18 protein-coding genes are annotated in these 22,302 nt (G+C 55.9%); 6 read left to right on the forward strand and 12 right to left on the reverse strand.

The window, feature by feature from the left end; all coding sequences use genetic code 11:
• Positions 1-55: 55 nt before the first annotated feature.
• Entirely contained in the window at positions 56-1,993 is a 1,938-nt protein-coding gene (locus tag MKX63_RS14955; RefSeq protein WP_341017996.1) for an NAD(+) synthase, read from the reverse strand.
• Between the two features lie 193 nt (positions 1,994-2,186).
• Between MKX63_RS14955 and MKX63_RS14960 the strand changes: the two genes are divergently transcribed.
• On the forward strand, positions 2,187-3,026 hold the full coding sequence (locus MKX63_RS14960) for an MBL fold metallo-hydrolase (RefSeq protein WP_341017997.1): 840 nt from the start codon (positions 2,187-2,189) through the stop codon (positions 3,024-3,026).
• Positions 3,027-3,029: 3 nt separating this feature from the next.
• Here MKX63_RS14960 and MKX63_RS14965 read toward each other — a convergent pair whose 3' ends face one another.
• Positions 3,030-3,803, reverse strand: coding sequence for a DeoR/GlpR family DNA-binding transcription regulator (locus MKX63_RS14965; RefSeq protein WP_341017998.1), 774 nt, complete (start codon positions 3,801-3,803; stop codon positions 3,030-3,032).
• A 321-nt stretch (positions 3,804-4,124) separates the two neighbouring features.
• Between MKX63_RS14965 and MKX63_RS14970 the strand changes: the two genes are divergently transcribed.
• The 4 genes from MKX63_RS14970 to fucU all read left to right on the forward strand — a co-directional run bounded on the left by MKX63_RS14970 (position 4,125) and on the right by fucU (position 8,870).
• Complete coding sequence (locus MKX63_RS14970) at positions 4,125-5,891, forward strand: L-fucose isomerase (protein WP_341017999.1); 1,767 nt, start codon at positions 4,125-4,127, stop codon at positions 5,889-5,891.
• Between the two features lie 24 nt (positions 5,892-5,915).
• Positions 5,916-7,496, forward strand: coding sequence for a rhamnulokinase (locus MKX63_RS14975; protein WP_341018000.1), 1,581 nt, complete (start codon positions 5,916-5,918; stop codon positions 7,494-7,496).
• A gap of 257 nt (positions 7,497-7,753) precedes the next feature.
• Positions 7,754-8,404, forward strand: a complete 651-nt coding sequence (locus MKX63_RS14980) for a class II aldolase/adducin family protein (protein WP_036731751.1) — start codon at positions 7,754-7,756, stop codon at positions 8,402-8,404.
• A 25-nt stretch (positions 8,405-8,429) separates the two neighbouring features.
• Positions 8,430-8,870 (forward strand): L-fucose mutarotase, encoded by a 441-nt coding sequence (fucU, locus tag MKX63_RS14985; RefSeq protein ID WP_341018002.1) that lies wholly within the window; start codon positions 8,430-8,432, stop codon positions 8,868-8,870.
• A gap of 1,022 nt (positions 8,871-9,892) precedes the next feature.
• Here fucU and MKX63_RS14990 read toward each other — a convergent pair.
• From MKX63_RS14990 to MKX63_RS15020, 7 genes are all read right to left on the reverse strand, one after another.
• The gene (locus MKX63_RS14990; protein ID WP_341018004.1) at positions 9,893-10,735 is read right to left on the reverse strand and encodes a sugar phosphate isomerase/epimerase family protein; all 843 of its coding nucleotides are present in this window, start codon (positions 10,733-10,735) and stop codon (positions 9,893-9,895) included.
• A 214-nt stretch (positions 10,736-10,949) separates the two neighbouring features.
• On the reverse strand, positions 10,950-11,636 hold the full coding sequence (locus tag MKX63_RS14995; RefSeq protein ID WP_341018005.1) for a rhamnogalacturonan acetylesterase: 687 nt from the start codon (positions 11,634-11,636) through the stop codon (positions 10,950-10,952).
• A gap of 16 nt (positions 11,637-11,652) precedes the next feature.
• The gene (uxaC, locus tag MKX63_RS15000) at positions 11,653-13,074 is read right to left on the reverse strand and encodes a glucuronate isomerase (RefSeq protein ID WP_341018007.1); all 1,422 of its coding nucleotides are present in this window, start codon (positions 13,072-13,074) and stop codon (positions 11,653-11,655) included.
• Positions 13,075-13,119: 45 nt separating this feature from the next.
• Positions 13,120-14,607: a UxaA family hydrolase gene (locus MKX63_RS15005; RefSeq protein ID WP_341018008.1), complete on the reverse strand. Its 1,488-nt coding sequence runs from the start codon at positions 14,605-14,607 to the stop codon at positions 13,120-13,122.
• 188 nt (positions 14,608-14,795) lie between these two features.
• Positions 14,796-16,217, reverse strand: coding sequence for a tagaturonate reductase (locus MKX63_RS15010; RefSeq protein ID WP_341018009.1), 1,422 nt, complete (start codon positions 16,215-16,217; stop codon positions 14,796-14,798).
• 137 nt (positions 16,218-16,354) lie between these two features.
• On the reverse strand, positions 16,355-17,350 hold the full coding sequence (locus MKX63_RS15015) for a LacI family DNA-binding transcriptional regulator (RefSeq protein ID WP_341018010.1): 996 nt from the start codon (positions 17,348-17,350) through the stop codon (positions 16,355-16,357).
• 228 nt (positions 17,351-17,578) lie between these two features.
• Positions 17,579-17,797 carry a hypothetical protein gene (locus MKX63_RS15020; protein ID WP_341018011.1) on the reverse strand — a complete coding sequence of 73 codons (219 nt, stop codon included), beginning with the start codon at positions 17,795-17,797 and terminating at the stop codon, positions 17,579-17,581.
• Positions 17,798-18,000: 203 nt separating this feature from the next.
• Between MKX63_RS15020 and MKX63_RS15025 the strand changes: the two genes are divergently transcribed.
• Positions 18,001-19,110, forward strand: a complete 1,110-nt coding sequence (locus MKX63_RS15025) for a hypothetical protein (RefSeq protein WP_341018013.1) — start codon at positions 18,001-18,003, stop codon at positions 19,108-19,110.
• 120 nt (positions 19,111-19,230) lie between these two features.
• Here MKX63_RS15025 and MKX63_RS15030 read toward each other — a convergent pair whose 3' ends face one another.
• The 3 genes from MKX63_RS15030 to MKX63_RS15040 all read right to left on the reverse strand — a co-directional run bounded on the left by MKX63_RS15030 (position 19,231) and on the right by MKX63_RS15040 (position 22,217).
• Positions 19,231-20,133 carry a manganese catalase family protein gene (locus tag MKX63_RS15030; protein WP_341018014.1) on the reverse strand — a complete coding sequence of 301 codons (903 nt, stop codon included), beginning with the start codon at positions 20,131-20,133 and terminating at the stop codon, positions 19,231-19,233.
• 74 nt (positions 20,134-20,207) lie between these two features.
• A complete protein-coding gene (locus tag MKX63_RS15035; protein WP_341018015.1) occupies positions 20,208-21,590 on the reverse strand; it encodes a metallophosphoesterase in 1,383 nt (460 codons plus the stop codon).
• Between the two features lie 72 nt (positions 21,591-21,662).
• Complete coding sequence (locus MKX63_RS15040; RefSeq protein WP_341018016.1) at positions 21,663-22,217, reverse strand: hypothetical protein; 555 nt, start codon at positions 22,215-22,217, stop codon at positions 21,663-21,665.
• Between the last annotated feature and the right edge of the window lie 85 nt (positions 22,218-22,302).

Consider the following 22,302-nt stretch of genomic DNA (forward strand, 5'->3'; position numbering starts at 1 on the left):
ATCCTGCGATGATGGGGGACGCCTCTTTGCCTTCGGCCCTGTTTGCGGCCGGGAGTTACAATTCTTCGATCTCCTGCAGCCAGAGCGCGGCAGAAGCATCGCTTGGCATGCGCCAGTCGCCGCGCGGCGAGAGGCTGACCGTGCCGACCTTTGGTCCGTCCGGCAGGCAGGAGCGCTTGAACTGCTGGGTGAAGAAGCGGGTGACGAACACCTTCAGCCAGGCGGTTAGCTGCTCCTTGGGATAAGCACCGCCAAAGGCGTGCTGGGCGAGATAGAGCATTTTGCCGGGAGAAGCGCCAGTACGCAGCATGTAATAGAGAAAGAAATCATGCACAATGTAAGGCCCCAGGATATTCTCGGTCAGCTGGACAATCTCTCCGGTGGCCGAAGGCGGCAGCAGCTCAGGGCTGATTCCGGTCTCGATAATGCTGTGGAGGTACTTGTTCACCGTCTCGTCGGCTTCATGGTCCGCATACCAGGCGACAACATACTGGATCAACGTCTTCGGAATACCCGAATTCACACTGTACATCGACATATGGTCGCCGTTATAGGTACACCAGCCCAGCGCCAGCTCGGACAGGTCGCCTGTGCCGATGACAATCCCGCCGTTCTTGTTGGCGAGGTCCATCAGAATCTGGGTACGCTCACGGGCTTGTACGTTCTCGTAAGTCAAGTCATGCACCTCAGGGTTGTGGCCGATGTCCGCGAAGTGCTGGAGGCAGGCCGCCTTGATGTCAACGACCTTCATCGTGGCGCCGAGCGCCTTGATTAAGCCTACAGCATTGTCGTAGGTGCGGCTGGTCGTGCCGAAGCCCGGCATCGTGACTGCCAGCACATCGCTGGCCGGACGTCCGAGCAGCTCCATGGCCCGCACAGCAACCAGCAGCGCGAGCGTAGAGTCGAGGCCGCCGGAGATGCCGATCACAGCCTGCTTGGTACCGATGTGGCGGATACGCTTCATCAGGCCAGAGGTCTGGATCGAGAGAATCTCCTGGCAGCGTTCGTCCCGATGGAGCGGATTGCCCGGCACGAACGGGTTGACGCCTACGTTCCGTCTCAGCTCCCGCCGGGTGCCGCTGCCAAGCGGCGCGGCATAGAGAATCTCACGGTAGTTGCGTCCGCCCTTGCCTGCCCGGAACGTGCCCATCACGGTGCGGGAATACTGCAGCCGCGGCAGGTCAATGTCGGCGGTAATCATCCGGCTCTCATGGGTGAAGCGTTCCGATTCGGCCAGCAGCTGGCCGTTCTCCGCGATCAGCGAATGTCCGCCGAAGACAACGTCTGTTGTCGATTCGCCGGTATTGCAGCTGGCATAGACATAACCGGCGACACAGGAGGCGGACTGGCCGCCGACCAGCTGGCGGCGGTAATCGGCCTTGCCGACCAGCTCGTTGCTGGCCGAAGGGTTGAACAGCAGCGTGGCCCCGGCCTGGGCCAGCAGGCTGCTTGGCGGCACAGGTACCCAGAGATCCTCACAGATCTCCACACCGAACGACAGATTACCGTCACTCTCACAAGCAAAAATCAGATCATTGCCCACCGGCACCGCCGATCCGCCGATCCGCAGCTCAGACACCTCCAGTTCCTCGGCTCCCGCGAACCAGCGCGGCTCGTAGAATTCGCTGTAGCCGGGAATGCAGGTCTTGACCACAAGCCCGAGAATCCGGCCCTCCTGGAGGACAGCGGCACAGTTAAACAGCCTGCTCTTGATGGAGACCGGCAGGCCGGCAATAACAATCATCTGGTGCTCCACCGTTGCAGCCGTAATCCGCAGCAGTGCCTGCATCGCGGATTCCAGCAGCCGGGGCTGGAGGAACAGATCCGCACAGCTGTAGCCGGTGATGCACAGCTCCGGGAGTACCAGGTACTCCACCTCCTGAGCGCTGGCTGTATTGATCGCTTCAATAATCTGGTCTGCATTGAATACGCAGTCAGCCACCCGGAGTTCCGGGGAAGCGGCGGCGACTCTTGCGAATCCGTAATTCTGCATTCATTTCACCTGTCCTTTACACGTCCTGTAGTTGAAGTAAGCTATCTATTAATTGTACCCATCAATGGGCACCGGTAACAAGCAGGGATTATCACAAGCGCTTCCATTTGCCTTCCCGCGGGTATAAACTAAACAGGGATGTAACAGTTAGCTATGATGAATGAGATATAGAAGAGGAAGGGAGCAACCCATTATGCCATTAGCAGGACAAGAACTGATCGAAGAAATCCGCAGCACCGAGGTGCCTTACGGCTGCCTGGCGGTCTGGTTCCTCGGACAAGCCAGCGTTATTGTCAAGGGGGCGGGGGTGACCGTCTACATTGATCCTTATGTATCCCCGAACCCGGACCGGACTTTCCCGCCGCCGGTGGGGCCTGGTGAAATTACAAATATGGAGGTCTGCCTGATTACCCATGACCATTCAGATCATCTGGATGAGGAGGCGCTCCCCGTGCTTGCCGGACTGAATCCGCAGGCGCAGTTCATGGCTCCGGCGGTCTGCCTGGAGCGTCTGCAAGAGCTGGGCATCCGCAAGGAGCAGCTCACCGCTGCCTTGCCTGCCAGTGCAGCAGAGCCTGCCAGCGGGCTGAAGGTGATTCCCGTTGCAGCGGCGCACGAACAGCTTGAACGCGATGAACAGGGTCATCCTAAGTATGTGGGCTACATTCTGGAGCTGAACGGGGTGACACTCTATCATGCCGGGGATACCGTGCTGTTCCCTGAGCTGATTGAGGAGGTTGGCAGCCGCAAGATCGATCTGGCGCTGCTGCCGATTAACGGACGCGATTATTACCGGGGCAGCCGCAATATCGTCGGCAATATGAATTACCGGGAAGCGGTGGAGTTCGCGGCGACCTCAGGCTTTGAGACCGTGGTACCGCTGCATTATGACCTGTTCGCCGGCAATGCCGAGAATCCGGGCTATTTCGTAGATCACCTGTACCGCCACTTTCCGGAGCAGAAGTTCCATATGATGGCCAGAGCGGAACGGTTCGTGTATGTGTCGGCGCAGGCTTTTAAGCGTGAAGGTTAAGACCTAATGCGAGTCAGCAGGGTAGAGCAGGGAAACCTGATATTTGGCAAGGAACTCGATCCATTCCTCAGACGGCCGCTGATCGGTGACGATATAATCGACCTTGTCGAAGCTGAACAGCCGGATGAAGGCGATCCGGTCGAATTTGGAATGGTCAGCCAGAAGGACCACCTTGCTCGCCTGCCGCTGCATCAGCACCTTAAGCTCGGTCTCCGCTTCGTTGGAATCGCAGAGTCCGCCGGTCATGGAGAGTGCCTTGCAGCTGAAAATCGCTACATCCACATTATATTTCAGAATGGTCTGCGAGGCCGTAGGCCCTACGAAAGAGCTGGTCTCCGGCCCGAGCAGGCCCCCCGTGGAGATAAGCTTTTGCCCGGAATGCTGGAATTCTGACAATACCGCCAGGGAATTGGTGATGATGGTCAGATTTTTTTTGTCCTCCACAATTCTCCGCAAGCCTTCAAAAGCCGTAGTGCTGGTGTCCGTCATCACGCTGTCCCCGTCATTAATCAGCTCCAGCAGACTTGCCGCAATCATCCGCTTCGCTTCAATGTTGACCTGATGCCTGTGCGAGTAGGAGGGGTCCTCGTTGGTGTGAGCGTTCAGAATCGCCCCGCCGTAATTCTTCTTGGCAATGCCCTCCTTGTCCAGCCGGTCAAGATCGCGCCGGATCGTCTCCTCCGATACACCGAATTTCTGCGCCAGATCCGCCACATGAACCTTCTTGTGCCTGTAGAGCTCATTAATGACCAGATCCCGCCGTTCAAAAGCCTTCATAGCATGCCCACCCTTACGTTATGTAGTTATGTACAGTTTACTATAACCTGCTGCATAACATAAATCCCACAATCACAAAAAAACCACACTCTTTCGTAATTATATCACATAAAACCACACAATAACCAAATTTAAAGTGTGGAATAGTGTTGACTTTGCAGGTGAGTGATTCTATGATGTAGAAGAAATGGATTAGTCGGCGAAGGAAGACAAAAATGTGCAGACCGCAGAGGCTGTATTTGGTAGCGCTTACTAATCGGAGCCATAGCTCCAGTGTAATGTTCTCATACTATCAACTTACGATTCCGGGGAGGAACAGCAGTGACAGCAAATTATCCGAAGATTGGAATCCGGCCGACGATTGATGGCAGAAGACGCGGGGTGCGCGAATCGCTGGAGGCACAGACGATGGGCATGGCGCAGCGCGTGGCGGCATTTTTGCAGGAGAATCTAAGATATCCGGATGGTTCACAGGTGGAGTGTATCATTGCCGATTCTACGATTGGCGGCGTGAAGGAGGCTGCTGCGGCGGCGCAGAAGTTCGCGGGTGCAGGGGTAGGCGTATCGATTACAGTCACCCCGTGCTGGTGCTATGGCTCGGAAACGATGGACATGGATGCGGCCATCCCGCATGCGGTATGGGGATTCAACGGAACGGAGCGCCCCGGCGCAGTGTATCTGGCGGCAGTTCTGTCTGCTTATGCGCAAAAAGGCATTCCGGCCTTCGGTATCTACGGAGAGGATGTCCAGGAATCCAGCAGCGAGGAAATCCCGGCGGATGTTCAGGTGAAGCTGCTGCAGTTCGCGAGGTCCGCGCTGGCGGCCGCTTTGATGAAGGGCAAGTCCTATCTGTCGATGGGCTCCGTGTCGATGGGAATCGCCGGCTCCATTGTGAACGAACAGTTCTTCCAGGAATATCTCGGCATGCGCAATGAATATATCGATATGTCTGAATTTGTACGCCGATTTGAGGAAGGGATCTATGATCCCGAGGAGTTCGCGCGGGCGCTGGCCTGGGTGAAGGACAACTGCCGTGTGGGGGCGGATAATAACCCGCAGCATCTGCAGCTGAGTGAAGAGGTTAAGGAAGAGCAGTGGGAGACGGTGGTCAAAATGACGCTGATTGCCCGTGATCTCATGACCGGCAATCCGCAGCTTGCGAAGCTTGGCTTCGAAGAAGAAGCGAATGGTCACAATGCCCTGCTGGGCGGCTTCCAGGGCCAGCGGCAGTGGACCGACCATTTCCCGAACGGCGACTTCATGGAGACGATTCTGAACTCCTCGTTCGACTGGAACGGCAGACGGGCGCCTTATATCGTCGCCACCGAGAATGACAGCCTGAACGGGGTGACGATGCTGTTCAATTATCTGTTGACGAATACAGCGCAGATTTTTGCCGATGTCCGCACCTTCTGGAGTCCGGCGGCCGTGAAGCGCGTGACCGGGTATGAGCTGGAGGGAGCGGCAGCAGGTGGTCTGCTGCATCTGATCAATTCCGGCTCGGCAGCGCTGGACGGCACCGGCGAGCAGAGTATTGACGGCAAGCCGGCAATTAAGCCGTTCTGGGATATCACGGATGAAGAGGCGGCTGCCTGTATCGCGCAGACCCAGTTCCGCCCGGCTTCCCAGGAATATTTCCGGGGAGGCGGCTTCTCCACGGACTATCTGACCCGGGGCGGCATGCCGGTCACCATGGCACGGCTCAATTTGGTCAAGGGTCTGGGACCTGTACTCCAGCTGGTAGAGGGCTACACTGTTGAACTCCCGGGAGAGGTTCATGATACGCTCGACCAGCGCACTGACCCTACCTGGCCGACAACCTGGTTCGCTCCGAAGCTGACCGGACATGGCTCCTTCCAGTCTGTCTATGATGTGATGAACAATTGGGGCGCCAATCACGGGGCGATCAGCTACGGGCATATTGGCGCGGATCTCATTACGCTGGCCTCGATCCTGCGGATTCCGGTCAGTATGCATAACGTGGAGGAAGCGCGGATTTTCCGTCCGCGCGTCTGGTCGCTGTTCGGCACCGAGAATCTGGAGAGTGCCGATTACAGAGCCTGCCGCAACTTTGGCCCGCTCTACTAATCCCTCAGGTGAAGAGGTGGGAAGATGACAGAGGCACAGACGAGTGCTGTGGAGGTCAACAGTAACGAAGGAATCCGGCTGCTGGCCATTGATCTGGGAGCCAGCTCCGGCAGAGTGATGCTGGGAAGCTACAGCAACGGGAAGGTGACGGTGGAAGAGATTCACCGCTTCCCTAACGGGCCGGTAGAGGTGAACGGACATTTGCACTGGGATGTACAGCGGCTGCTTGAGGAGATTAAGCAAGGGATTGCAGCGGCTGCGGCACAGTATAGCCCGCTGCACTCGCTGAGCGTCGATACCTGGGGAGTCGACTACGGCCTGCTGGATGAGCGGGGAGAGCTGCTGGACGCTCCGCATCATTACAGGGATCAGCGCATGGCGGATATCGCATCAGCACTGGAGGCTGCACTGCCTCCGGCAGAGCAATTCAAGCTGACGGGTAACCAGTCCAGCCCGATCAATACGGTGTATCAATTGTTTGCCGATCTTATGGCGAAGCCGGAGCTGCGGACAACCGCCAGGCAGCTGCTGATGATGCCGGATCTGTTCAATTATATGCTCAGCGGCGTGGCAGTGGCTGAGCAGACCATCTGGAGCACCAGCGGGCTGCTGAACGCGCAGTCCACGGCGCCTTCAGCCGAAGTGCTGCGCAGGCTGGAGCTGCCGGCTGCGCTGCTGCCCCGGCTGGTTCCGGCAGGCACGGTGCTGGGTGAACTCCGGCCCGAGCTCCAGCAAGAGCTGGGCAGCGGCCCGCTCCAGATCATCGCCGGAGCTTCGCATGATACGGCTTCCGCCGTGGCGTCCATTCCTTACGGCGGCTTCGGCTCTAGCAGCGCTCAGGCCAGCAATACCGATTCTGGTTGCGCTGATCCTGGCTTCGCCGGTCCAGCCCGGATCGGCGGATTCAGCGATCCGCTGCCATCCGCTGCATTCATCAGCTGCGGAACCTGGTCGCTGGTCGGCCTGGAGACGGCCGAGCCTGTATTAAGCGATGCCGCCCGGGCCAGCGGCTTCACTAACGAGTGCTGCTTCGGGGGCACGAACCGGCTGCTGAAGAATATCACCGGCCTCTGGCTGCTCCAGGAGACCCAGCGGAGCTGGGCTGAAGCGGGGGAACCGCTCAGCCATCAGGAAGCTGCCGAACACGCCGGGCAGCTGGACCGGTCAAGTGCGTGCATAGCAGAGCTGGACCCGAACGATCCGCTCTTCAGCACACCGGGCGATATGCCGCTGCGGATCGAATCCTACTGCATCCGCACCGGGCAGCCGGTGCCGCAGACCCGGGCGGAGATTATCCGCTCAATACTGGAGAGTCTGGCCCGGTCATACGCGGATACGATCCGCGAGCTGGAGATCCTCACCGGCCGTCCGGTACGCTGCATTCACATGGTCGGCGGCGGCATTCAGAACAAGCTGCTGTGCCAGCTGACGGCGGATGCCACCGGCAAAGACGTTATTGCCGGACCGGTAGAAGCGAGCGCGATTGGCAACCTTTTGGTGCAATTGACAGCGCTTGGAGTTGTTGATCCCGCAGAGGTCCGCAGCGTGGCAGCCCGGTCCTGCTCAACCGTGCGGTACCAGCCGTTTTTAATACATCAGAACTGACAAGCTTCAACCAGCAATCTATATAGATTGAACTAAAAATTCAAGTTAAAGGAAAAGTGGCGGAGGGGAATTTTGGAACTGGAGGAGCGGTAGCGTCCGCCTTTGTCTGCGGATTTCAACCGTTAACAACGGTATAAAATTAAGAAATCTGCAGAAGGGCAGCGGCCGGAAGTCCAAAACTTCTCTGGAGTCACGGTTAATCCTAAAACCTAAAAATCATTAGTTCAATTTATCAAGCAGCAATCAAGGAGGCAATTATGAATAATCATGAAGAAGAACTACGGCGCCTAATCTGTGATATCGGCCGGAATCTGTTCAACAAAGACTTCATCGCGGCCAACGACGGTAATATCTCAGCCCGCCTGTCGGCCACCGAGGTCATTACTTCGCCAACAGGAGTCAGCAAAGGCTATCTGCAGCCGCATATGCTGGTCAAAGTCAATCTGCAGGGAGAAATCCTGGATGCAGCGGAGGGCTACCGGCCGTCGACGGAAGTGAAGATGCACCTGAAGATCTACAATGAGCTCCCGGAGATGGGCGGGGTGGTTCATGCACATCCGCCGTATGCTACCGCTTTTGCCATCAAAGGCGAAGCGCTGGACAAAATGATGATGCCGGAATCCGTCATTGCCATGGGGGACATTCCACTGGCGGTATACGGGACGCCTTCGACCGAAGAGATCCCGGATTCGCTGACTCCCTTCCTGGGCAAGAAGACCGCTGTGCTGCTGGAGAGTCACGGGGCCCTGACCTGGGGCAAGGACGTAATGGCTGCTTATATGAATATGGAGCGGCTTGAGTATACGGCCAAGCTGACCTTCCTGACCCGCATGATCGGGGGAGAGCGCGAGCTGCCGCCGCACCGGATTGAGGAGCTGGTAGCGCTGAGATCATTCTACGGGATGTAATGAAGCTGAGTGAGGAGACATGTTTATGCTCAAAAAAATACCCAAACTGCTCTCCCCCGAGCTCGTCCGCACCCTGATGGAGATGGGCCACGGGGATGAGCTGGTGCTGGCAGATGCCAATTATCCGGGACATGCGCTGCATTCCCGGGTGCTGCGGGCTGACGGGATCGGCATCCCCTGTCTGCTTGATGCGATCCTGGAGCTGCTTCCGCTGGATCATTATGCTCCGGCTCAGGCAGCCTTCATGGCCGTAGTGGAGGGGGAATCCACCGTTCCGGTGATATGGGACACGTACAAGGAGATTCTCACCCGGCATGATCCTGCGGTGCAGGTGGAGTATGAAGAACGTTTTGATTTCTATGACCGCTCCAAGCACAGCTATGCCATTCTAATTACAGGAGAAGAAGCGCTCTACGGGAATATTATTCTCAAAAAAGGTGTGATTTCTCCCGAGGCCGGGGAATAGCGGTACCAAGTGACGGACCGTCCGGTTAGGCTATGGGCGGTCTTATTGCCATGCCTATAGCGCGCAGCTTAGTGGACCGCTCGTTTGGAAGACAGTCATTTAGAGGAGCGCTCATATAGAGCGTATACCCTCAAATGTTGCAGATTATGCAACCTGGCACCCCCGAAACCAGGGCCTGCCTGAGGATTGTTGCAGGAAATGCAGGAATGTGCAGGCTAGTCTGCTTTGGTAAAGGAGAAATCCTGCTTTTTGTACAACAATACTAGCTATGGAGTGTATATGTTGGGGGAGAAGCTGCAGTTTGTGCATGATTATTGGTGTTAGTTTGTAGGGTATTAGGCTATAAGTCTATTGGTCTATTGCTTTATTACTCTATAACTCATACGCATATGTTTCTGTCCCCTGTACACTGTAGCACAGAAATCCACACACGAATGCGGCAAAAGTACCCCATGCGCCGATAAGTGGCACTTCTGTACTGTAGCGTAAATATAATCTCCGTCTGTCGTGGATAGAGGGAGTACAGAGTTGGGAAGCAATGTACTGACGCCAAGGTGCGTGGACCAAATGTGTGTGAAAAACCGAACACAGTGAGTAGCGGTGAGGCAGGTGGAGCAAATGTATGCGAAATACCGAATACGCCATCCGGAAGTGAGACACATGGAGCAAATGTGTGTGAAAAACTGAATACATTTCGCAGTTATGAGGGCACGTAGAGCAAATGTATTCGAAAAACCGAATACTTTGAGCAGTCATGAAGGTGCGTAAATCGGATGCAGCCCAGTGGGAGCAAATGAAGAGCACTAATACCCTGAATTCACATACTTTCGCCGAAAGCCCGAAAGTAGGCGGATGGGTAAGACATTGTTAGTGAGACAAGCTGTGTAGACCGTATAAGTCCTTACCTCATCCCTTATCTTTCATTCATTATCTTTTATTCATCATTAATTGTCTCTCATCCAACATCCATTATTGAGCATCTCTTACCCAGCCCCCCAAGTTCCATCCGCAGACCACTTTTGTTAAACTTCGTTATACATGTTCCGCAGGAATTGCGCACTGGCCTGGAGATGTTCCTCAGGAGTGCTCTCCAGCAGGCCCTGGATATGCGGGCGCTTATATTTCATGTAGCGGAGCAGCGGGGCGAAGTTCAGCATGCCTTGTCCGGCAGGAACGATGTCGATGGTGCCGTTCTTTACCGTGAAATCCTTCAGATGCAGAACCGCAATCCGGTCACCCAGCAGTTCCAGCGCTTCTGCCACAATCTGCTCCTGCTGAAGATAATTCTCCGGAGTCATCAGATTCGCAGCATCCAATATAATTTGCAGGTTATTGGACGGCACAGTATCCAGCAGACGCCGGGCTAGCTGCGCTGTGTAGAGCGGGTGGTTGACGCCTGCCTCAATGCCTACAGTTACTCCGAACCGCTCGGCCTCAGCAACCATGGCACTAACGGACTCAACCACTCGTTCAAAAGCCTCCTCCGTGAAATTATCCGGTGTATATCCTTGGCCTACGCTGCCGGTCTCCGTACCTACCAGACTCGCGCCGAAGTCTCGGGCCAGCCGCAGATGAGTATTGAAGTCGCTCAGCGCCTGATCGCGCTTGGCAGGGTCAGCATCAATAATGTTCACATAACAGCCAAGGACAGCAATCTTGATACCGGCTTGTCTGAAGGCATCGCCATAGTACGCAGCAGTACCCGGACTAAGTGCGCCAAGCTCGGTCACACTCTCCGGAAAAGACTTATGCAGCGCGAGCTGAATCGCCGGGAAGCCATGCTCCTTCAGCTTATCGATTAATTGCGGCAGCGGACACTGCTTGAAGTCATGGGCGCGGACGCCCAGGTGAAATGGAACGGTCATAGGGTTAACCTCCTTTATATTCTGGGACAAGAGTTTGCATGGAACGCGGCAGGGCAGGTTCCCGCCAAGAAGGCCGCCTGTGTCCTTTAAGGATACAGGCGGCCCGGTTATACTGGCCAAAGAATGAAGCTATTCGATACGTTTGCAGCAGTAGCGAGTGCCACATTCCAATGCACAGCCTAATACGTGCGGCACACTCCCCCGCATCTCCCAGCTACACCCGCAAATACGGGTGCAGCAGCTTCAGCTCCGCACACTGTGCGAGCGCTTCGGCTACCAGCGCTGCGATCTGCTGCGCCCCGGATCTGGAGAAATGCGTGTCATCCGTAATGCCATCCGGGTAGTTGGGGCGTGCACCCGGCGGCAGGTGCATGAACAGCCCGGCTGATGCTTCGGCTCCAAGCCTGCTGTAGAGCTGCTGAGAGGCGGCAAAAACATCGAGCAGAGGCGTTCCGGTCTCCCCGGCAACCTCCCGCATGACCTGCGGATAGAGTCCGACCGCCAGCGGATCAGGTTCACCGTCCGGGGTGAACCGGCGGCGGCTGACCGATGTCAGCAGCACAGGGAAGCAGTCCCGGCTGCGGGCGGAATCGATGAATACCTTGAGATTCTCGCGGTAATCGGTATGCGGCTCCGTGTAACGGAGAGGGTCCTCCAGCTTCTGGTCATTATGGCCGAACTGGAGCAGTAGGAAGTCTCCGGGGAGGAAGTCCCGCTCCATGTCTGCCAGTCTGCCCTCAGCCAGGAAGGAGCGTGTGCTCCGTCCGTTAATGGCCCGGTTCTCAATCCGTACCTTCCGGCTGACATACTGCTGCAGGTATTCGCCCCATCCGGCCATCGGCCATTCCCCGCCGCCCTTCTGGGCAGCGGTAGAGTCTCCGGCGATATAGATTGTCGGCATCTTCAGCATGCCTCCATTAGACGGTGACCCCGGCTACGCTGCCGGCCGTCTGGAACCCGAAATACCCGGCAGCATTATTGTAGGAGATATCCCGGACCATGGCCCCGAGAACCTCTAGGTCATCCGGTGCTTCCCCGCGTTCGGCGAGTTCACCGAGCAGCCCGCACAGTACGCGGCGGAAATATTCATGCCGGGTATAAGAGAGGAAGCTGCGTGAATCGGTCAGCATGCCGACGAAGTTGCCGAGCAGGCTGCCTTCGGCCAGGAGGGTCAGCTGCTGGCGCATGCCGCTGCGGGTATCGTTATACCACCAGCCGGAGCCAAGCTGGAGCTTGCCAGGGGTGTCCTTCTGGTAACAGCCCAGCAGAGCCAGCAGGGCAGGGTAATCGCCGGGATTCAGCGAGTAGAGGATTGTCTTCGGCAAGCCGCTGCCGCTCTCGGCCCGGTCAAGCAGCTGCGACAGCGCTGTGGTCAGCGGCAGATCGTTGATGCCGTCATAACCGGTATCCGGTCCAAGCCGCTGGAACATCGGCGTGTTATTATTGCGGTAAGCATGCAGGTGAAGCTGCATGGTCCAGTCTTTGTCGTGATAGAAGCCGATCAGCGCGGTCAGCAGCTCAGTGCGGTAGCGGGTGATTTCCTCCAGCGACAGCGCAGCTCCCTGCATTCTTTTGGCAAAAATAGCTTCAACCGCTCCAGCTTCAACCGCTTCATAACGCAGGACATCCAGCGCATGGTCCGACAGGCGGCAGCCCTGCTCGTGGAAGAAGGCAACCCGGTTACGCAGGGCATCCAGCAGCCCGGCATAGCTCTTGACCGGCAGGCCGGAGGCCGACTCCAGCTTAAGGGTCCAGGCGGCGAAGCCTTCAGCATCGATGTTCAGCGCCTTGTCAGGACGGAAGGTCGGAAACACCTGGAAGGCGGTCTCACTCTCACTCAGCAGCTTGTGGTACTCCAGGGAATCTGCGGGATCATCAGTGGTGCAGATCACTTTGACACCGCTGCTGCGGATCAGTCCGCGCCGGGTGAAGCCCGGTTCAGCCAGCTTACGGTTGACCTTCTCCCAGATGGCTGGCGCCGTGGCTTCATTCAACATCTCTTCTACCCCGAAGAAACGGCGGAGCTCCAGATGCGTCCAGCTGTACAGAGGGTTGCCTACTGCCTTAGGCAGCGTACGTGCCCAGGCCAGAAATTTATCATAATCAGAGGCGTCACCGGTAATATGCGATTCAGGCACGCCGTTCGCGCGCATCAGCCGCCATTTGTAATGATCGCCGTACAGCCAGGCTGCGGTCAGATTCTCAAATGGCTGGTCCTCATAGATTTCGCGCGGGTCCAGATGGCAGTGGTAATCGATTATGGGCATGGTTTTGGCGTGATTATGAAAGAGCAGCCGTGCTGTTTCGCCGGACAACATGAAGTCCTCGTTTAGGAACATGAATAGGATCTCCCTTTGAATGGATTAGGATAAATAGAATAAGTTCTACAAGGTAACGCCAGTTTTGAAAATAGCCAGCTCACGCACTTCATTCTGCTCATTCCGTGTTTTCCGGCCGCTGGCGACATCGATAATATAGGTGATGAATTCCTCCAGCACATCGGCCATCGGCGTTTCCAGCAGGGGACCGGCGTTGAAGTCCATCCAGTGGCCTTTTTTGGCAAAAAGGTCGTTGTTCGTTGCTATCTTAACCGTTGGCACAAAGCTGCCGAACGGCGTGCCGCGGCCCGTTGTGAACAGCACAAGCTGGCAATCTGAAGCGGCAAGCGCGGAGGCGGCGACCAGATCGTTGCCGGGAGCCTGCAAAAGGCTCAGCCCTTTTTTGCGCAGCTTCACGCCATACTGCAATACATCCACCACCGGTGACGATCCGGCCTTCTGGGTGCAGCCGAGCGATTTGTCCTCCAGCGTGCTGATGCCGCCGGCCTTGTTGCCCGGAGAAGGGTTCTCATAGACAGGCTCACCGTAAGAGAGGAAATACTGCTTGAAGTTATTGATCAGCGAGACGATATCATCATAGACCTCCTTGCTCTCTGCGCGGGCCATCAGTACCTTCTCTGCACCGAACATTTCCGGCACTTCCGTCAGCACTGAGGTTCCGCCCTGGGAGATAATGAAGTCGGAGAATGCGCCCAGCAGCGGGTTGGCTGTGATGCCGGAGAACCCGTCAGATCCGCCGCATTTCAGCCCGATGTTCAGCTCGCTGAGCGGAACCGGCTCACGAACGTCGTTCGCAGCGGCTTCATACAGCTCCTCCAGCAGTACAAGACCTGCTTCCAGCTCATTGCCTACCTCCTGGGCTACCAGGAATTTAACCCGGGATTCGTCATAATCGCCCAGCATGCTGCGGAACTCGGAGACGATATTGTTCTCGCAGCCCAGGCCGAAGACGAGTACACCGCCTGCATTGGGATGATTAACGGCATCCAGCAGAATGCTGCGGGTCATGCGGTGGTCATCGCCCAGCTGGGAGCAGCCGTAAGGATGCTTCAGCACGGTCAGGTTGTCGAATCCGCCAAGATCGGGATGCTCAGCCTTGAACTCCTGAAGCATCTGCTCAGCCACGCCGTTCACACAGCCCACAGTCGGAATAATGAACAGATCATTACGGATGCCCACCTTGCCGTTACTCCGCCGGTATCCCTGGAAGGTCAGATCACGGCGCGGATAGATTACCGGATGGACATCCGGCACATACTCGTATTCTTCCTCGCCGGACAGATTGGTTTTGATGTTATGCGTATGAATCCAGTCGCCTGCGGCAATTGGTGCCGTGGCATGACCGATCGGGGACCCGTATTTGGTAATGATGTCTTCGCTGCTGAAATCAGTCAGGGCAATCTTATGGCCCTGCGGTATGTCCTGGGCGGCCTGAACTGTCAGTCCGTCTATCGTCAGTTCTTCTCCGGCAGCAATCGGCCGCAAGGCTACAGCTACCGTATCTCTCGGGTTCATTTTCATTAAGTTCTTCATGTTGGCCCTCCTAAAAGTTTGTAAGCCTACACTTCCCTGAGCTTCTTCGTACAAACTCGCTTCGGAAGCATATGCCAAGTTTGTAAGCCTACACTTCCCTGAGCTTCTTCGTACAAACTCGCTTCGGAAGCATATGCCAAGTTTGTAAGCCTACACTTCCCTGAACTTCTTCGTACAAGCTCGCGGCTTCAGCCGACGAGCTCCTGTAATGCTGCGCGGGAATCTTCACGCTCCAGCTGCTGCAAGTGGGCGGCAACCGCATCAGCCAGTCCCGGCAGCCGGGTCAGATCCTGTCCCCACAGGCTGGTGTCGGCAAGAATAGTGTTCACGAAGCTGGCCGGCTGGCTCCAGGCCTGATCGAACACCGCCAGTACCTCTGCGCCGTCCTGCCGGGGAATACGGTCTCCGCGGTAGCTGAGCAGCAGGGCGGCGAAGGCGAGAGTCATCCGCTCCGGAAGCTTGCCGCGTTCCTGCTGGTAGCGAAGCAGGACCGGGAGCAGGCGGGCCTTGAATTTGGAAATGCTGTTGAGCGAGATGGAGGTCAGCTCATGGCGGATGAACGGATTGCGGAAGCGCTCCTGTACGGCATCAGCGTAGGACAAGAGCTGCTCAGCAGGCAGATCCAGCATCGGGATCAGCTCCTCTTCAATCAACTGCTTCACGAAGCGGGAGAAGGTACCGTCGTTCATGACGTCTTCAACCGTCTCCAGACCGGCGAGCAGGCCCAGCGGGACCATAGCGGTATGCGGTCCATTCAGCAGATGAACCTTGCGTTCACGGTAAGGCGTCATATCCGGTGTCACCACGACATTCAGTCCGGCCTTAGCCAGCGGCAGGCGCTCTGCCAGAGACTCCGGCCCTTCAATAACCCAGAAGAGGAACGGTTCTGCGGTTACCATCACGTTATCGAGATAGCCGAGCTCAGCTTCCAGGGCAGCAGCCTGGTCACGCGGATAACCAGGAACAATCCGGTCGACCAGACTGCAGCAGAAGGTGTTTTCGGACTTCAGCCATTGCAGGAATTCTGCGCCAAGGTTCCAGTCGGCCGCATAACGTTCTACGATCTCCTGCAACTTCTCGCCGTTACGGTCAATCAGCTCGCAAGGGATGATGACGAAGCCTTTCTTGCCAAGCTCGAAGCGGCGGTGGAGCAGCGCAGTCAGCTTGCCCGGGAAGCTCTTAGGGGGAGCATCGTCTGCGCGGTCGCCTGGAAGATAGGCAATGCCGGCTTCTGTAGTATTGGAGGTAATGAACTCCAGATCATCATTCCCGGCGAGCGCGAGATAAGCTTCATAATCGGTATATGGGTTAATCACCCGGCTGACCGAGCTGATAATTTCGCGGGAATTGACGGTCTCGTTGTCCATGATGCCGTTAAGCAGCACGGTATAGAGGTTGTCTTGAGCGGCCATCAGATCGGCTACTCCTCCGGGGCCCTGCGCAATGGGCTGAATGAGGACAGCGCTTCCGTTGAACAGACCCTGATCGTTCATTTGCTGCAGCTGCCAGTCTACGAATGCACGCATGAAGTTGCCTTCGCCGAACTGGATCATCCGTTCAGGATGGACGGTTAGCCCCGGGTGAGTGCTTCTGGATAAACGGTTTGTCATAGTGGTCATGATCTCCTTTAGAATACAGTGATAAATTGCACACGTTAACATTTTATTTTAAGCAGGATACGGAATGCCTTCACTTCTCCAGGAAGGCTCCGTATCTGCAGAAAATAGCGGCTGGGGTTCTGGTAGAGTTATTCTGCGGCCACCGTATCCCGTACCACCAGCGAAGTCTTAACAAACAGCTGCTGTGGCGGGGTCTCCGGCTGCTGAAGCAGCTGGATCAGCATGGTAATGCCAAGCTCACTGATCTCGGCAATCGGCTTGCGGACGGTGGTCAGGGCAGGATTCGTATAGCGGGCGAACATCATATCATCGAAGCCGATCAGTGAGATCTGCTCCGGCACCCGGACCTTGTGGGCATAACAGGCATTCATGGCGCCAATCGCCATATCATCATTGGAGCAGAACACAGCCGTAGGCCGGTCCTCCAGGCTAAGCAGCTTGCTCATCGCGGCATATCCACTCTCAATACTATAATCTCCTGCGGTAAAATAATCGGGATTCAGCGGAAGCCGGCTTGCAATCAGACTGTCCAGAAAGCCCTGCTTGCGTTCGCTTGAGGACTTGAAGCCGGGCTTTCCTTCAATAATTGCCAGCTTGCGGTGACCCTGCTGCACAGCATAATCAATCGCTTCCTTCACGCCTTCGCGGTCATTGGCCACCACGTTCATGATGCCCGGGTCCTCCAGCTGGCGGTTCAGCACCACTAGCGGAATGCCCATCTTCTTCACATGATAGATGAAGGCATTGTCTTCATCGCTCTGGCTCATGACCAGAATGCCGTCGAAGCGCTGCGGCTGAATATTGCTGAAATGCTGGACACCGTCGATCCCGTTCACCGTCAGATTATAGTTCTCATCGAGGCTATGCGTAATGCCTTTGATCGCATCCACCAGGAAGCTTGAGGAAGTCCCCTGCTCAATACTGGAGAAGAACAGGCCGATGATGAACGATCTCTTGGTGACCAGGCTCTTGGCGCTGTAATTCGGCACATAATTCATTTCGGCGGCGATCCGTTCAATCTTATCCCGGGTGGCCTTCTTGATCAGCGGGTTGCCGTTCAGCGCCCTCGATACGGTAGTATGGGACACACCGGCAACACGGGCAATATCTTTGATGGTAATCATAGGTTCTCCCCGGGTACATGGAATTGTTAACGATTTCAGTTTAGTTCTCCAGCAACGTCAAGTCAATAGTTTCTTGAAATGCACACGTTAATATTTTGTGAAAAATAAACGCAAAAATAGACCCGGATCAGGGCCCAGGGTCTGCGTTTGAAGAGGGAGGGAGGATCACAGGCAAACGCTGCTTCTCCCCTGCCGGTTTTCCTCTGGATGATAAACCCCGAAGTCTTCTCAGGCATGATTGTGCTGGAATTTCGTAATGTCGCGGGCGTAATGCGAGGTAGTGCCGTCGAATCTTTTCAGCCGGACATACTCCTCAGAGAATTTCTCAACGACTCCGCTGCCTACCTGGGAGTACATTCCGTCAGGGTCAAGCTGGAGGGCGGATACGAAGGTCTGTGACAGTGCGGCTACGAAAAAATCAATGTTTTTAACAAGTGTCTGTGGCAAAAGTCCCAGTCCTTTCATTGGAATATAAATTCATCGTCAGCGGAAAAAACTTAAATCTTATTGTACGACAGGCTGCCGGATTTGAACATAGGCTATACTTGGTGTATATATATCCAGTTGAAAGTTGACACAGGGATGTCCGGTTCATATGGTATGCTCTCATCATAAGAGAATCCAATTACATCAGCAGGAGGAATTCAAGAATGGCCGAACCCCTGAAAGCAATGTACAACCAAGAATTCCTGCACAGCCTGGGAATGAAAATTAAAGCCGTCTACGGTTCGTTCGAGCAGGGCCGCTTCATGGCGGAGGCGATGAGGGAGCCGTGGGAAGAGCTGGAGCTGAAGGCACGGATGCGGCGGATTACAGAGACGCTGGGCAGCTGCCTGCCCCCGGCCTATGAGGAAGCGCTGAAGATATTGTATGCGATAGATAAGGACTGTGTCGGCTTCCCGTATCTGATCTTCCCGGATTTCGTGGAGGTGTATGGCGGAAGTGAGGAGCACTGGGAGCTGTCGATGGAGGCGCTGGAGCGGTTCACCCCGGGGTCCTCGGCCGAATTCGCCGTCAGGCCGTTCCTGCTGCGTGATCCGCAGCGGATGATGGAGCAGATGCTGATCTGGGCGGAGCATCCGGGGGAGCATGTGCGGCGGCTCGCCAGCGAGGGAAGCCGTCCCCGTCTGCCCTGGGGCCAGGCGCTGCCGGTGTTCAAGCGTGACCCGTCTCCGCTATTGCCGCTGCTGGAGAAGCTGAAGGCTGACCCGTCACTCTATGTGCGCAAAAGTGTAGCCAACAGCCTGAACGATATCGCAAAGGATCACCCCGATATCGTCATAGCCACCGCCCGCCGCTGGTTGGGCAGTGACGCGAATACGAACTGGATTGTGCGGCATGGCTGCCGCTCACTGATCCGCAAGGCCGATCCCGAGATCATGGAGCTGTTCGGATATGCACCGGAGGAGAGCGGCGCCCCGCTGGTCAGCACGGCTGTGTTGGCGGCTGAGCCGCCCGTACTGCGGATCGGGGAACAGTGTGAGCTGCAATACGCTCTGATGATCCGGGAGGGCGGTCCGGTACGCATCCGCATTGAATACGGAATCGACTTCGTCAAGGCCGGCGGCAAGACCTCTCGCAAGCTGTTTCTGTTATCCGACAAAACCGTGCCCGGCGGCACCAGACTCTCCGGTACCCGGACCCACCGCTGGGCCAACCTGACTACACGCAAGCACTATCCCGGTGCGCATACGATTGTGCTGCTTGTGAATGGGCGGGCTGTTGCCGATACCCTACTACTGCTTGAGCCTGAGTTATAAGGCGGAGATCGTACAAGTATTCATACCCAAACAAAGCGGATGTTCCGGCAGCCAGTTCATGGCTTTCGGGACATCCGCTTCTTCTTGGGTGCTATTATTCGCTAGGCTTGGCTCCGGCTGCTAGTCATTAATATTCCCGGCCATTTTCAGCCGTTTGGCAATCTCCTTGAATTCCTCGGCAGAGATGCCCGGTGCGAATTCTTCCTTCACTTCCGGGGCTTCGGGGATAGGGAAGCCTTTCGGTACACCCTGAATGACCTCTAGTGGAAGCCCGTCCTCAGGATGGGTACCCTTCCAGATCTGGTCAATGGAGCTGAAATCCTTATCGCTCCATGTGTAGAGCTTCGTATGGACGCCCTTTTCCTCATACTTTCTGGCTTCATTGAACGCTTTGTTGTCCAGGGAAGGAATCGGCACGAGCTTGGTAACATTGACGCCTGTGGCAATCTCCAGCGCCTTGGCGTAAGCGACGACGTGAACGCCCCCGCGGACAAGCAGGAAGCCGACTACCGCCCGGGCAGCAGGATGGTCGGTCATTTCATAGACCTTCATTTTGTGGGTTCTGGCCCCGCACTCCAGGAAGAAGTTGTGCAGCAAATCCTCCACCAGGTTGCCGCTGTTGAACACATTGGCTCCGGTCCACGGATTGCCCATCGAATCGAACGGCATGGCCCCCTGTGCGCCTGCCAGGAAATGATAAGACAGCCGTGCGTCTTTGACATCCCCCAGGGGCGTGGAATCGGGTTTCTTATAGGCCGTGGAACCTCTAAGACATTTGTTCACGGCGTGGGAGACCAGCTCAACATGGCCCAGCTCCTCGGCGGTAATACTCATCACCAGGTCGTAGAAGGGCTTCAGCTTGTCCTTGGAGCGGAAGTTGAAGGACTGGTACAAGTAGTTATTGAGCGTTGACATTTCACCGAATTTGCCCCCGAGCAGCTCCTGTACAGCTGCTGCGGCATTAGGATCTGGTTTCTCGACGTCCGGGATTTCTATCATAATCTCGTCCATACGTGTGAACATGGTGATTATCATCTCCTCAGCAATAGGTGTAAGCATACTTGTCTATCTTACACCTATTTCCAGTTCTTCAAACATCACCGCTGAGGAAGCTGAACATGCAGTTCATGATTGTTCTTCGGCTGCTGCGAGGCCATTTTCAAGACATAGCTTCTCATTCCGCCCGCCGGAGCATCCTGCCAGAGCCGGTAGCCTTCTGCAGCGGTCACGGCAGCATTGCCCGTACTGGCAGAGCCTGCGAAGTAATTCTCGTTCAGCCTTCCGACAACGTCAGCCATTTGCTTCAGCTCAGTCTCGGTATAACTGGCGTAAGCGGGATCTTCAGCCAGACGGGAATAACTCCGGGTGGCAGACCGCTTACGGAAATTGGCTTCACTGTAAGCCCTGAAGCCCAGCAGGTTCGGATCGGTATTGCCTGTGGCTGCGGCCCATTGCTCCATCCCTAATCTTGCAGTGCTGTAATCCAGAGTCTGACGGGCGGAGGAATAGGTTAAGAGCCCGTATTGATGGGGGAATACAGACAAAGCACTGCTGGCAATGTCATAGATGCGCTCCCCGTCATGACTGTATTCACTGATATCCTGAATGTGTATATGCCCGCTGAGAGCGGTCCGCACACCGTTCTTCATCAAGGCATCTGTAACCTTGACATGGTCCTCTACAGTGAAGCCCTCCTGAATGAATTCACTGTGATTCAGCAGGCTGTGATGCATGACCGTCACGAGCTGCGCGCCTGCGGCAGCGGCCTTCGCGCCGCAGGTGGCGATCCACTCCAGGGTCCGGTCACTGAACCGCCCCTCCAGCTGGGGATGGCCCAGCGCTTTATTGTCTCCGTACTGTGCAGTATCCAGCATGAGCAGCCACAGCTCCTCCGACGGGGCAGCCAGATAGCTTAGCGAATCCTCGTCTCTCAGCAGGGCTTCATCATAGCCGAAGCCGCCATAGATTTTGCTGAAGGCCTTGGCGCTCACGGAATCTGCGGCGTATTGGCGCTTATCGCGGAAGCTCCGGGCCCAGGGATTCTGGATATCATGATTGCCCGGGATCACATAGATCCGGGTTCCGGTGTCTTGCTCGATGCGCTTCAGATGTCCGGCCAGCTCCTTATGGCTGGCTTCTTCCCCGTTGTTGCTGAGGTCCCCGCTGATAATCACCACATCCGGCTTACGGATTCCGATATCATAGCCCAGCGCCTCCATCATCTCCTTGCTGTAGCCAAGCTGCTTGCCGTCACCGGCAGCCAGAAACTGCTGGAAGGCAGGACCGAGATCCCTAAGCTCCTGCGCTAAATAATGGGTATCACTCGTTGTCAGAATACTGAGATCATGACCGGACTGAATCCGGTATTGCGGCTCCGTCTGCGCCGCATCCTGTCCGTTACAGGAGGAGAGCATCAGGAGCAGAAGAGGAAGGATAGCATACTTACGGATGAATTTCATCAGGTCAGCACCTCTTTTCATGGGTAACAATGTACAAATAGGGTGTTCTCCCCGGCCGCTTGCCCGAAGAGGAACACCCCGCACCCTGCTGCATTATTTTTTCACTTCAGTGACGCCGGTTACCTTACCCTGGTCTGCTGCGGAATAGGTAGCCTGGTATTTGTCATCTGAGAAATAGACATTGCCTTCAATGGTGGCATTCACGACGGCGAAGCCGTTAGCCTCCACATAGACATCACCCACAAAGGTCCCTCCCTGAATCCGGGCATTCTCACTGCGGACCGTCAATTTCGGGGCGGTGAGCTTGAAGGAGTTCGTGATGTTGTGATCGGCATCCTGGGTATAGAGCGCGATTTTGCGGGCAGGCTCTTCCTTATGGATGAATTGTCCGTCGAGCACAAGCTCCTCGGAGAAGCTCAGGTCCTTCAGCGTAGCTGCAATCCAGGTGCCGTCTTTGCTGATCGCCTTCTTGAAGGCTTCCCCGTTATCGACTACCGAAGCCGAAGTGACTGCATCCGGTGCAGCGGTAGCCGCCGTATTGCTCGTGTTCGCTGCTGTGCCAGTGTTGCCTGCATTTTTGTTTGCGTTGCCGCAGCCGATGAGCAGGGTCAGGGTGAATGCCGCAAGTATTACTGCGATTTTTCTCATGTAATAACCTCCTTGGGGTGTGTAATGCTGATGGTATTTTCCTTAAAATTAATATAGAATGATTGGTGCGGAATTGATGTGATCT

The sequence above is a fragment of the Paenibacillus sp. FSL R7-0179 genome (assembly GCF_038002265.1).
In the GTDB taxonomy this organism is placed as follows: domain Bacteria; phylum Bacillota; class Bacilli; order Paenibacillales; family Paenibacillaceae; genus Paenibacillus_AQ.

What these genes read in the sequence shown, in the direction of transcription:
- MKX63_RS15010 (WP_341018009.1), bottom strand. Translation starts at nt 16,217, where the DNA reads ATGACAAACCGTTTATCCAGAAGCACTCACCCGGGGCTAACCGTCCAT.
- MKX63_RS14990 (WP_341018004.1), bottom strand. Translation starts at nt 10,735, where the DNA reads ATGACCGTTCCATTTCACCTGGGCGTCCGCGCCCATGACTTCAAGCAG.
- MKX63_RS15015 (WP_341018010.1), bottom strand. Translation starts at nt 17,350, where the DNA reads ATGATTACCATCAAAGATATTGCCCGTGTTGCCGGTGTGTCCCATACT.
- fucU (WP_341018002.1), top strand. Translation starts at nt 8,430, where the DNA reads ATGCTCAAAAAAATACCCAAACTGCTCTCCCCCGAGCTCGTCCGCACC.
- MKX63_RS15040 (WP_341018016.1), bottom strand. Translation starts at nt 22,217, where the DNA reads ATGAGAAAAATCGCAGTAATACTTGCGGCATTCACCCTGACCCTGCTC.
- MKX63_RS14960 (WP_341017997.1), top strand. Translation starts at nt 2,187, where the DNA reads ATGCCATTAGCAGGACAAGAACTGATCGAAGAAATCCGCAGCACCGAG.
- uxaC (WP_341018007.1), bottom strand. Translation starts at nt 13,074, where the DNA reads ATGTTCCTAAACGAGGACTTCATGTTGTCCGGCGAAACAGCACGGCTG.
- MKX63_RS15025 (WP_341018013.1), top strand. Translation starts at nt 18,001, where the DNA reads ATGGCCGAACCCCTGAAAGCAATGTACAACCAAGAATTCCTGCACAGC.
- MKX63_RS14980 (WP_036731751.1), top strand. Translation starts at nt 7,754, where the DNA reads ATGAATAATCATGAAGAAGAACTACGGCGCCTAATCTGTGATATCGGC.
- MKX63_RS14965 (WP_341017998.1), bottom strand. Translation starts at nt 3,803, where the DNA reads ATGAAGGCTTTTGAACGGCGGGATCTGGTCATTAATGAGCTCTACAGG.
- MKX63_RS15005 (WP_341018008.1), bottom strand. Translation starts at nt 14,607, where the DNA reads ATGAAGAACTTAATGAAAATGAACCCGAGAGATACGGTAGCTGTAGCC.
- MKX63_RS14995 (WP_341018005.1), bottom strand. Translation starts at nt 11,636, where the DNA reads ATGCCGACAATCTATATCGCCGGAGACTCTACCGCTGCCCAGAAGGGC.
- MKX63_RS14975 (WP_341018000.1), top strand. Translation starts at nt 5,916, where the DNA reads ATGACAGAGGCACAGACGAGTGCTGTGGAGGTCAACAGTAACGAAGGA.
- MKX63_RS14955 (WP_341017996.1), bottom strand. Translation starts at nt 1,993, where the DNA reads ATGCAGAATTACGGATTCGCAAGAGTCGCCGCCGCTTCCCCGGAACTC.
- MKX63_RS15030 (WP_341018014.1), bottom strand. Translation starts at nt 20,133, where the DNA reads ATGTTCACACGTATGGACGAGATTATGATAGAAATCCCGGACGTCGAG.
- MKX63_RS15035 (WP_341018015.1), bottom strand. Translation starts at nt 21,590, where the DNA reads ATGAAAAGAGGTGCTGACCTGATGAAATTCATCCGTAAGTATGCTATC.